The sequence below is a fragment of the Achromobacter sp. 46006 genome (genome assembly GCF_059761975.1).
The window spans coordinates 1-577 of the sequence record NZ_JCBANN010000140.1; the positions used below are offsets into that span (position 1 = coordinate 1).

A 577-nucleotide genomic window follows, 5' to 3' on the forward strand; every position below is an offset into this window, starting at 1 on the left:
CAAGCGACAGCATCCATGTCGCCACCGAGGCGCTGGGCGATGACAACAGCCTGGACCTCACGCTCCTGGTTCGTGGCGAGGTGCCGGACAACGCCAGCGGCAGGCTGCTGCTGGCGTCCGCGCCCGTAGGCACGGCCGACAGCTATTTCAAGACGGGCTCGGTCACGCAGGGCCTGACCGTCTACGTGCCCAACCTTGAAATCGTCAGCACCGACACGGAGAAAAAATGGCAGTTGGCGTACAGGGCGGTTGAAAGGCCCGCCGACCCGCCAGTCGAAAAGCCCACCGAAACGCCGGAGATCGAGACGCCGCCAACGGGCGATGCCTCCGGCCAACCTGAAGCCCCCGGCGATACCGCAACCGAACCCGCGCCACCGCCCGCCGACGATCCCGTCCTTGTCATCACCCCGGATGCCGGCGACGGCGCGCAGGCCAGGCCCGGCCTGTCCTTGTTCACGGCTGTGTCATTGAGGCTGTCCGAGCTGGACGCCCTGGGTTCGCGCGAGGAAATCGTCAAGCGTCTGGGACAGGCAGGCGTGGCGGCGGACGAAGGCACCATCCGGCAGATCACCGAGGT

The 577-nt window shown here is 67.1% G+C and carries 1 pseudogene; it reads left to right on the plus strand.

Going from position 1 to position 577, the window contains the following annotated elements:
* Nucleotides 1–577, plus strand: a pseudogene (locus AC6LKG_RS26540) (S6 family peptidase); the annotation flags it as partial.